The 10,182-nt window shown below is 43.6% G+C and carries 10 protein-coding genes; 9 read left to right on the forward strand and 1 reads right to left on the reverse strand.

Annotation, left to right across the window (positions count from 1 at the left end; all coding sequences use genetic code 11):
- From JL57_RS04410 to JL57_RS04430, 6 genes are all read left to right on the forward strand, one after another.
- Nucleotides 1-330: Fic family protein (locus tag JL57_RS04410; protein WP_034140854.1), on the forward strand; the 330-nt coding region annotated here is incomplete at its 5' end.
- A gap of 638 nt (nucleotides 331-968) precedes the next feature.
- The gene (locus JL57_RS04415) at nucleotides 969-2,009 is read left to right on the forward strand and encodes a cell wall metabolism sensor histidine kinase WalK (protein ID WP_034140855.1); all 1,041 of its coding nucleotides are present in this window, start codon (nucleotides 969-971) and stop codon (nucleotides 2,007-2,009) included.
- Between the two features lie 271 nt (nucleotides 2,010-2,280).
- Nucleotides 2,281-3,030, forward strand: coding sequence for an ABC transporter ATP-binding protein (locus tag JL57_RS04420; protein ID WP_045691576.1), 750 nt, complete (start codon nucleotides 2,281-2,283; stop codon nucleotides 3,028-3,030).
- Complete coding sequence (locus tag JL57_RS04425) at nucleotides 3,027-5,483, forward strand: FtsX-like permease family protein (protein WP_034140856.1); 2,457 nt, start codon at nucleotides 3,027-3,029, stop codon at nucleotides 5,481-5,483. Before JL57_RS04420 ends, JL57_RS04425 begins: the two co-directional genes overlap by 4 nt.
- A 13-nt stretch (nucleotides 5,484-5,496) precedes the next feature.
- Entirely contained in the window at nucleotides 5,497-5,631 is a 135-nt protein-coding gene (locus tag JL57_RS33475; RefSeq protein WP_291299699.1) for a hypothetical protein, read from the forward strand.
- A 79-nt stretch (nucleotides 5,632-5,710) separates the two neighbouring features.
- Nucleotides 5,711-5,998, forward strand: coding sequence for a type II toxin-antitoxin system Phd/YefM family antitoxin (locus tag JL57_RS04430; RefSeq protein ID WP_034140857.1), 288 nt, complete (start codon nucleotides 5,711-5,713; stop codon nucleotides 5,996-5,998).
- Nucleotides 5,999-6,164: 166 nt separating this feature from the next.
- Here JL57_RS04430 and JL57_RS04435 read toward each other — a convergent pair whose 3' ends face one another.
- A complete protein-coding gene (locus tag JL57_RS04435) occupies nucleotides 6,165-7,049 on the reverse strand; it encodes a LysR family transcriptional regulator (protein WP_034140858.1) in 885 nt (294 codons plus the stop codon).
- Nucleotides 7,050-7,256: 207 nt separating this feature from the next.
- Here JL57_RS04435 and JL57_RS04440 point away from each other — a divergent pair, with 207 nt between their 5' ends.
- The 3 genes from JL57_RS04440 to JL57_RS04450 form a co-directional block, all read left to right on the forward strand.
- Nucleotides 7,257-8,543: a 3-isopropylmalate dehydratase large subunit gene (locus tag JL57_RS04440; RefSeq protein ID WP_034140859.1), complete on the forward strand. Its 1,287-nt coding sequence runs from the start codon at nucleotides 7,257-7,259 to the stop codon at nucleotides 8,541-8,543.
- 15 nt (nucleotides 8,544-8,558) lie between these two features.
- Entirely contained in the window at nucleotides 8,559-9,080 is a 522-nt protein-coding gene (locus JL57_RS04445) for a 3-isopropylmalate dehydratase small subunit 2 (RefSeq protein WP_034140860.1), read from the forward strand.
- A 586-nt stretch (nucleotides 9,081-9,666) separates the two neighbouring features.
- A partial coding sequence (locus JL57_RS04450) for a biotin carboxylase N-terminal domain-containing protein (protein ID WP_034140861.1) occupies nucleotides 9,667-10,182 on the forward strand: 516 nt, incomplete at its 3' end.

Here is a 10,182-nt window from a genome sequence, read left to right on the forward strand (position 1 = left end):
ATGAATTCATACGACGGCGGGAATGTTTTGAAAGCTGCCGCCTATCTTCACGCCCGGTTTGAGTACATTCATCCTTTCGCAGACGGCAATGGCAGAGTAGGCAGGACTCTCTTGAACTATTTTCTCATGACCCATGACCATCCGCCCCTTATTGTCTACGACGAGGATAAGAGGATGTACTATGAGTGCTTGCAGAAGTATGATGAAGTCGAGGAACTAAATTCCTTGTGCGAGTTTCTTAAATATGAAACAGAAAAAACCTGGAAAAAGGCGCTGATACTTACCGAAGGCCTAAAGCAGGAGCGCAAGGGCTTGTCGGATTTCACCTAAAGTATGTGACAAAAAAACTATTTGGAAACGAAGGTCATCTCGAAAGGGGTGGCTTTTTCTTTGCCCGATCGTTTACTGGCTTACGTTTTCCGCTGGGTGTGATAACCAGTGTGCTTTTGTTGAAGATATCAAAGGGCTTAGGGCGTAATGCTCTTTTTTTGAACCGAAAAGCCGACATAGCAAACGTTTATTATTTGCAATAATTTAACATTGAAAAGATTAATCTAGTAGAATCATTGAAAAGTCAGGCTGGATTGATTATTGATGCGTTGACAAAGTAAGGTCAATTTAATTGAAGGGCTTTGTAGGAGGACATTCATGTCTATGTACTATGAAGAGAGGTTTGGGGGAATTCTTTAAACGCATCAAGCGACTTCATGAAATAATTATCCATCTAAAAAACAGATATGCTACAATATTTAAAGCACCGGAATATTATCCTTTGAGGATATGTCATCCGGTGCTTTAGGTGTCATATCTCCTCCTATAATGAGAAGATACATGAAATATTAATTTTTAATAAGTGGTTTTTTTTCAAATGTCCTTGACATGGGGACCACTTTACTTGGCAGTCAGCATGATTTTATTAAAACGATATGGGGTGTTGGATATAAATATATTGAAGGGAAGGAATGAATATGAAGCTGAAAATCAAACTTCCTTTACTGTTTTTGCTGACGTTCCTGTTGATTATCCTTTGCGGTGCTTTATATCTAATTACACTTATAGAACATGAAAAGCCTACATTGTCAGGTTCGGAACATGTGCAAATGCTTCTTTTTTTGTTTGTTGTAGCAGGCCTAATATTTGCTATTTTAACAATGTATTTTCATTATAATATTACAAAACCGATTCAGATACTTAATATAAGGCTTAAAAGCGTAAATTTAGGGCGTACTATTACCTCCTTATCCTCAAAAAGGAAGGATGAAATCGGAGAACTGTACAATCATTTTAATGAGATGGAGGAAAGGCTTCATCAGGCACACAAGGAGCAGATTGATATGATTGCAGCCATAGCTCACGATCTGAAGACTCCATTGACTACCATAAATGGATTTGTGGAACTGCTGGTGATGCAGAAAAAACTTTCCGAAAAGGAAAAACAGGAATATTATGAGCTTATCCTAAAGAAATCAAAGTATATGGCAGAACTGATCAGCAGTTTTTCTGCGTTTACCAAAGATGAACTTGATTTAGAAACGATAGAAATGAAACCCATAGAAGTATTGAAACTATTTGAAAACATCGCTGCAGAATATGAAATCGAATTATCCGGACTTGATTATGAATTGAACTGGGAACATTCTTTCAGTGCAAACCAGCTCATAATGATAAATGAACATTTGATACGCCGTGTTTTCGGAAATATTTTCAGCAATGCCGTAAGATATGGTGAAAAGAAAGATCTGAAAGTCTATATGAGCGGCTATACGAGTGGATACTATGCAAATTATCAAGTAGAGGACAACGGCGTAGGAGTGCAGGATAATGAATTGTCTTCCTTGTTTCTAAAGTTTTTTACTATTGATAAGTCAAGGCAAAGTAGCAGTGGTGGGACAGGGCTTGGCTTGGCAAGCTGCAAATCCATTATTGAACATCATGGCGGCGAAATTTGTGCGTTTCGTTCAGATTATGGAGGATTGGGAATCCGGTTTACCCTTCCGCTTGCAGTGTAGAAAAATTGGTACAATTAAATAGATACATTAAATGAAATATCAAAAGTACAAGGGGCTTACTCTGAAAGGTTTAAACTTTAGGGGTTGCCCCTTTTACTTTTATAGTTGATCTTATTATTCAGCACTTCATAATTCTTTATAGTTGCTTTACAAATATTTATTTCTTTTTATCAGCGTTTTATCTTCGCCCTGTATTATTTGTTTAGAACAGATGAAGAAACATATCATTGTCATCTGAACTACAGTTATATCTCAGAAGGGAGAAAAGGCAATGAATAAATTTGGACAGTTAGCAGACAAAAAACCATTAATCGACCTGCATCAAGTCGTCAAGACCTACGAGTCCTCATCTCAACCTTTCACCGCACTTCAAGACATCAACCTGCAGATCCGGGAGGGCGAGTTTGTCGCCGTGGTTGGCAAATCCGGCAGCGGCAAGACGACGCTGATGAACCTCCTGGCGGGCATAGACCGGCCTACGGTTGGAGGGATCACAGTTGCCGGTACACAGCTGCATTCGCTGTCGGAGTCACAGCTTGCGGAATGGAGAGGTCGGACAATCGGCCTGGTTTTCCAGTTTTTTCAGTTGCTTCCGACCTTGACGGTAGTCGAGAACGTAATGCTGCCCATGGACTTCGCAAGGATCGTTCCTGCGACTGAACGTCAATCCAAAGCTCTGGATCTTTTGGATAGGGTCGGTATCAGGGATAAGGCCAACAAGTTGCCTACCACCCTGTCAGGTGGAGAACAACAAAGAGCGGCCATTGCCCGGGCGCTGGCCAACGATCCGCCGATCCTGCTGGCAGACGAGCCGACGGGCAATCTCGACTCGGTGACCGGCGAGGCAGTTATGAAGCTGTTCACCGACTTGAATGCCGAAGGGCGCACCATCCTCATGGTGACCCATGAGCTGGATATCATGCGTTCCATCAGGCGGCAGGTGGTGTTGATGGACGGCCGCATTGCCGATGAGGTCCAGATGCAAGCGGATCATCTGAAGTCAGAGGAGGTGAGGTCATGACACGGCTGTTGTTCGTAAAGCTGCTCAGGGATATGCGAGGGACTTGGGAGCGAATCGTGCTGATGGTCCTGGCCTTGAGTATTACGCTGGTAATGTTCAGTGGGGTGTTATATACATGGGGCATCTCTAGCCGGGATACTTCCAGCGCCTATCTGGGTACTAATCCGGCGTCGGCATCGATTCTCTTTGAACCTGGGCTGAGCGCTGAAGCGATGGCAGCCATTACAGCCGAAGCCCGCAAGCAACCCGGCATCATCGATGCTGCCGTACGTACCCAGTTTACACTTCAGATACAGAATGAAGACGGCGGGTGGGGGGCGAACCCGCTTCAGATCTTCGTCTCGGCACCTGATGACCCGATGAACATAGAATCCTTTAAGGTTGAGCAAGGCAGTCGGCCAACGACTGCAGGGGAGATCCTGATTAATCGCACCTCGCTTGATTTGCTGAATCTGGAGGTTGGAGATGTTGTGGTTGTTCAGGCTCCAAATGGCACACCCACACCACTTCGTATCAGCGGTGTAGTATACTATCCGGCTCTGGCACCTTCAGAACAGGAGCAGAAAGCTCATGGCTTTATTACCACAGCATCGCTGCCTGTCTTGGGAGTACCCGTTACTCTTGACGCTCTTAAGATCCAGGTCGCCGATCAGCCGGGACAAACTGTACCAAGCCGTAACCGGGATGTTATTGTAGCTGAAGCACGGGATCTTGCCGGCTGGCTGCAGCAAACCTATGGCGTGGACGTCCATGAGATTCAAGTTCCAACGCCTTATGCTCATCCTCACCAAGCACAGATGGACTCGGTTCTGCTGGGACTTCTTGCCTTTGGCGTAGCCGGCTTGTTACTCAGCGCGATCCTTGTTGCCACCATGCTCAATGGGCTGTTTACCCAGCAAATTCCTCAGATTGGTATTATGAAGGCCATCGGTGCGAAATCCAGCCGGGTGCTGCAGTTGTACCTGCTGATGACGCTGGTGATAGCCGTCACGTCTACCGCCCTTGCTTTTGTCCCTGGTATCTTCATTAGCCGCGCTTTTGCTCCTATCATTCTTACGTTGCTGGGCATAGATGTCGTGAGCTTCACAGCTCCATTGTGGATGTATGTGGTGGTTATTGCTGCTGGTGTCGGTACGCCGCTTTTATTCTCTCTGGCTTCGCTTGTAAAGACCAGCCGTATGACAGTCCGGGAGGCCCTCGACTATCGAGGCGTTGAACGCCGCAAGGAAACCTCGGCACGCTTTGATGCCGGACTTGGCTGGCTGCGGGGACTTAACCGCATAGTACTTATGGCATTCCGTAACATTTTCCGGCGACGGGCCCGGTTTCTGCTGACCGTCGGGCTCCTGGCCAGCGCCGGCGCCGTGTTCGTTGCAGGAATGTCCACCATGGTTGGCTTCCAGGCATATTTAGAACAAAACAAGGAGTCACGCAATTGGGACGTCGAGGTGCGAATTGCTGTTATCGATCAGGTCCCGGCAGGCACATTGACAAGCCTGGTGGAAAAAATCCCTAACGTAGCCTTCGTTGAGGGATTGAGCAACGTCAAGACCAGCTTCATACCATCAGGACAACAGATCAACATTACACGCACCTATCCCGACCAGGGGCACGGCAGCATAGCCGTAACCGTCGTCCCACCGAATAGCTCGCTCATAGATCCGCCACCCCTCCCGGAAGGACGCTGGCTGCGTTCGGGCGAAGCAGGCACCGTTGTGGTCAGCCGGGATATGCTCACAAAAAACCTGCCCGGCGTCAATTATGGAGACACAATTCAACTGGCAATCGACGGACGTCCCACCAGTTGGCAGGTTGTCGGCATTGCCGATTCTGGAGGACATGGCGGAGGCATCTTCATAACCGAAGAAGGTTTTAAGGCTGTTACCGGTGTGAGCCAGCCCAATCTGCTCCGAATCGTGACCGATAACCATGATGAGGCGACCCGGACAGCCGTGGCTCAAGCCGTCGCCAATGTCCTTACAGATGCGGGAATCGTAGTGCGATCTTCTACGTCTGTCAGCCGTTCCGAAGCTGCCGATGCCGGCCACATGGCCCCCCTCATCTATGTTTTCCTGGGACTCTCCATTGCAATAGGTGTAGTTGGGTTTGCCGGACTGTCCGGGGCGATGAGCACCAATGTGCTTGAACGGACCCGTGAGTTCGGCGTGATGAGCGCAATTGGGGCATCCGCCTCCACTGTGCGCCGCCTCGTCATTCTCGAAGGCATCTTTATAGCTGTGGTAAGTTGCGTGATCGCGGCTATTCCTGTTCCTCTTCTCACGGCAGCGATGGTCGATAATATGCCTATGCCTGTAAAAATGCCTTTCCAGATCTCGGTATCGGGAGTTGCCATTTGGATAATCGTGGTTATTCTTGGCGCAGCGTTGGCCACCTTGGCACCCGCAAATCGGGCATCCCGGCTGACCGTTCGTGAAGCCCTCGCATACTTATAGGAGGGGAAAAGCAATGAAAAACAAAAAAGCTACAATAGTGATTATTATTGTAGTAATCGTACTTGTTTGTTTATACTTCGGTGCAAGCTGGTTGATAGGTCAAATGCAATCCGGTCAAATGCCGGGGCACTTCCGCCCACCGCACTAGAGCCAATGTATCTTGCCATATTGAAATCTTAGCATAATTATGATAAAATTACGCTAAGATCATTATGGAGGTGAATATTATGCCGCAGATTAGACCAGTTTCGGACCTGCGAAATAACTTCGCAGAAATTTCAAAGATTGTGCATGAAACATCAGAGCCAGTTTTTTTAACTAAAAATGGTTATGGTGATATGGTAGTAATGAGCATTGAAGCCTATGAACGCAAGCTATTTGAAGGTGAAATTTACTATAAATTAAAAGAAGCAGAATTGGAAGCAAAATCAACCAATGTGCGCTATACGCACGAAGAAGTATTTTCAGATTTGAAAAGAAGCTTGGCCGACAAGATAGGTAAGGATAATGTATAAGTTAACGTTTTGTAGAACCTACAAAAGCCGAGTTACCTGATTTGGTATGCTCGGCTTTTTCAATTATTTGCGATTAAATAGTTCCCTCATTATAGGATGAATAGAATATTGGTTATTCCTTCTACTGCTTTTCTTTCATTCAATTTAACCAATGAAGGTTATAAATCTATTTCCCTTGTTCCTTCAAAAATTCTATAAAGGACTGCGAAGCCATAGATACCGGAATATTCTTTTTCAGCGCAATCCCTATTTTACGTTCCGGTATGGCAGGGGAGACCGGAACTTCCTTCAGTATACCTAAAGCCAGTTCCTCAGAAACAAAGTTTTTGATCACAGAGGCAATCCCCAACCCGATTTTGGCAAATTCAATTAAAATATCCATACTGCTAATCTCAATTTCAGGTGTAAAGCTAAGATGATTGGCCTCAAAATAGTCGTCGATATGGATCCTTGACAGATTCTTATCCTCTAACATGAGAAGTGGATAACTTAGAAGATTCTCCAGTCGGAGAGCACTTTTCGGGATGTCATATTTTCTGCCTGCCACAAAGATATCTTGAATGGCCATTAACTCGATATACTCCATGTTGCCCTTGTCCATGGGAATACTGATAATTCCAAAATCAAGCTGCCCTTGTTCTAAAAGTTTCAATGTATCCGGTGAAGGCCGATTGATAATTTGAATTCGGATGCCTGGATATAGATAATGAAATGCTTCCAGATGAGGTAAAAAGAAGTACCTGCAAAGCGTATTACTTATGCCCACTTTGACAATGCCCTCAGTCCTCTTTTTAAGTTTTTCAAGCATCATTTCTCCATTGTTCAGGGTTTCAAAGGCACTTTTCACGTAATCATAAAGAATCTGACCCTCTGTTGTAAGGGTGACACCTCGAGAATTTCTGATAAAAAGGGTACAACCAGTTAAGGCTTCCAATTTTTTAATCGATTTGCTGATGGCTGGCTGGCTAATATAGAGAATTTTTGCAGCTTCAGAAATGCTCTGATACATAGCGGTGAAATAAAAAACCTTATAGAGTTCTGTATTCAACATAATATAACCTCCGGTTATGAATATCATGAAAAATAGGCATTACCATTATAGCAAGAATTGGAGTAGGATGGAAATAAATGAATTAATAAATTAGGGAGGATTAATTATTGAAGCAATTTAAAAAACATTGTTACCTTATAAAATGGGGTAAAAGCTTTTAATGTAAACACAAATTTTGAGATTGATAAAAAGAATAAGGAGATTAAAATGGGAAAAACAATCGCCGAGAAAATATTTGATGCACACAGGGTAAACATGCCGTTTCCAAATACGCATGTCTTAAAATTGGATAGGGTTTTCTGTCACGAAATTACCACACCGATTGCCATCACGGATCTTATGGCCAGGGGAATGGACAGAGTCTTTGATCCCACGAAAATAAAAGCTGTCATAGACCATGTAACACCTGCCAAAGATTCTAAAACCGCTGAACAGGGTAAGATACTCCGTGATTGGGCTAAAAGGCATAATATCCAAGACTTTTTTGACATTGGGAGAAATGGTGTCTGCCATGCAATTTTTCCAGAAAAAGGATTTGTGAGACCCGGTTATACCGTGATCATGGGGGATTCCCACACCTGTACTCATGGAGCCTTTGGGGCTTTTGCAGCAGGTGTCGGTACGACGGACCTTGAAGTGGGGATACTCAAAGGTGTCTGTGCCTTCCATTTTCCAAAAACCATTAAAATTGTGCTTAATGGCAACTTACAACCGGGAGTTTATGCCAAAGACCTGATACTTTTTATTATTAAAGAACTGACTGTAAACGGTGCAACAAACATGGTCATAGAATTTACAGGACCGGTTATTGATACAATGTCCATGGAATCACGTATGACATTATGTAATATGGCCATTGAAGCCGGAGGCACCTGTGGAATATGTTATCCGGATATGACAACTGTCGAATACCTATGGGAATTCATTAAAGACGAATTCAACTCAAAAGAAGACGCTTTACTGGAATACTCAAAATGGATTTCGGATGCAGATGCTTCCTATGAAAAAGTCTATGAATACGATGTTACCACCTTAGAACCGATGGTTACTTTCGGGTACAAACCAGATCAGGTAAAAACAGTTAATGAAATGTCAGGTGCAAAAATTGACCAGGTTTATATAGGAAGTTGTACCAATGGTCGTATCGAAGATTTGAGAATTGCTGCAAGTATCCTTAAGGATAAAAAAATAAGTGATGACGTGCGGGCCATTGTAAGCCCTGCAACGCCAGCTATCTTTTCAATGGCTTTAAAAGAAGGCATCATTGAAATTTTCCAGAATTCCGGTTTTTGCGTGACAAACCCAACTTGTGGAGCTTGTCTGGGTATGAGTAATGGGGTTCTTGCTAATGGTGAAGCCTGTGCTTCTACAACCAACCGAAATTTTAATGGCAGAATGGGAAAAGGCGGTACCGTTCATCTGATGAGCCCTGCTACTGCTGCAGCTTCAGCAATTTCAGGAAAAATAACAAATTCTAAAGTTTATAAAGCGTAAGTATCGGAGGGAAAGATGAAAAAATTTAATGGAAACGTCTTATTCTTGGATCGAAGTGACATCAATACCGATGAAATTATTCCGGCAAAATATCTTACCGAAATCACCAAAGAGGCCTTGAAACCCTATCTATTGGAAGATTTGTCTCTTAATGGATTTGGCATTGAGGATATTAAAGACAAAGCTGTGCTTGTCACAAGAGCAAATTTTGGTTGTGGTTCTTCCAGAGAGCATGCTCCCTGGGCGTTAGAAGTAAATGGAATCAATGTAGTGATAGCCGAGAGCTTCGCAAGAATATTCAGACAGAACATGTATAATTGTGGTATGTTTGCTATAGAATTACCATCAGAAAAGATGGAATATCTTTTTGAGAACTACGCTGGAAAAGATACTTCCATAACTATTGACATGGATAACGATAAGATTATTGTAACTTCATCAGACCAATCAGACGAACTAGATTTTAAAGTCGGCGAATTTGACAAAACACTTGTTAAAGAAGGCGGCTGGGTAGGTTACGCTGATAAAAACTATTGATTTGTAAGCCCATTAGATTCTCGCATTAAGGTAGCTGGACTGGACGAGGTGTAAATGAGGTAGTACGGGAATTAGGATGAAGTTAAAACTATGAGTTAAAGGCGCTAATCAGATTTATAGACTGATTGGCGCTCTTTTATATTTATAGGATTTCTCTCTTGAGTTTGATTTACTTTGTGGCTCCTAAACGTAATGGAACGTATTCAATAGCATGGGAAAAGCAGCTGGATAGGGAAACAAATTGCCTCGGCATTTTCTATAGGCAATGAGATCGGGAAGTAAATTTGCCTAAAATGGAGGAATTAAAAATTGCCTGTGACCGTCTGGGCGATTTTCTGGAGGGGTTTCGGCAGGCCTAATGGGATAAAAGGGGTGATTTCCTCCCTTCTGTATAATGTTCTGGGTGAGGAAGAGAATATTCGGGACGGTGATAAGTATTCGTGTATACATTGTTAATATGGCAAGAAGAATAGAAAAAATAAAGTATAATAAATGCATTAAATTTATTGAAAAGGTTTAATTTTAAGAAAACCCTTAGTACCTTTGACAAAGTCGAGTGTTCTAAGAAGTATGGAGGAAGAAATTTATGAGTAGTTTTAAAAGAGTGATGGTAGCCAATAGAGGCGAAATCGCGATTAGGGTATTTAGAGCTTGTAATGAGCTGGGAGTAAGGACTGTCGCGATATATTCCAACGAAGACAAATACTCCCTCTTCAGAAGCAAAGCCGATGAGGCTTATCTCATCGGTGAAGGCAGAAGTCCTGTTGACGCTTATCTAAATATTGAGGAAATCATCAGTCTGGCAATCAAAAAGGGCGTAGATGCAATCCATCCAGGATACGGCTTTTTGTCGGAAAATCCTGAATTTGCCAAGCGTTGCGAGCAGGAAGGTATCGAATTCATTGGACCGACGGCAAAGATGATGGACTCGCTGGGCGACAAGATCAAGTCAAAGATTGTCGCCAAGGAAGTCGGAGTCTCGATCATTCCGGGTTATGAGAAGGATCTTAAAACTGTGGCTGAAGCAAGAAGGCACGCGAAAGAATGCGGTTATCCTCTGATGCTTAAGGCAGCTGCCGGAGGCGGCGGAAGGGGAATGCGG

It is taken from the genome of Desulfosporosinus sp. BICA1-9, from assembly GCF_000802135.1.

Excerpts from the sequence above, each read along its gene's own strand:
- JL57_RS04435 (WP_034140858.1), bottom strand. The coding sequence starts at position 7,049 with ATGTTGAATACAGAACTCTATAAGGTTTTTTATTTCACCGCTATGTAT.
- JL57_RS04420 (WP_045691576.1), top strand. The coding sequence starts at position 2,281 with ATGAATAAATTTGGACAGTTAGCAGACAAAAAACCATTAATCGACCTG.
- JL57_RS04415 (WP_034140855.1), top strand. The coding sequence starts at position 969 with ATGAAGCTGAAAATCAAACTTCCTTTACTGTTTTTGCTGACGTTCCTG.
- JL57_RS04440 (WP_034140859.1), top strand. The coding sequence starts at position 7,257 with ATGGGAAAAACAATCGCCGAGAAAATATTTGATGCACACAGGGTAAAC.
- JL57_RS33475 (WP_291299699.1), top strand. The coding sequence starts at position 5,497 with ATGAAAAACAAAAAAGCTACAATAGTGATTATTATTGTAGTAATCGTA.
- JL57_RS04430 (WP_034140857.1), top strand. The coding sequence starts at position 5,711 with ATGCCGCAGATTAGACCAGTTTCGGACCTGCGAAATAACTTCGCAGAA.
- JL57_RS04425 (WP_034140856.1), top strand. The coding sequence starts at position 3,027 with ATGACACGGCTGTTGTTCGTAAAGCTGCTCAGGGATATGCGAGGGACT.
- JL57_RS04445 (WP_034140860.1), top strand. The coding sequence starts at position 8,559 with ATGAAAAAATTTAATGGAAACGTCTTATTCTTGGATCGAAGTGACATC.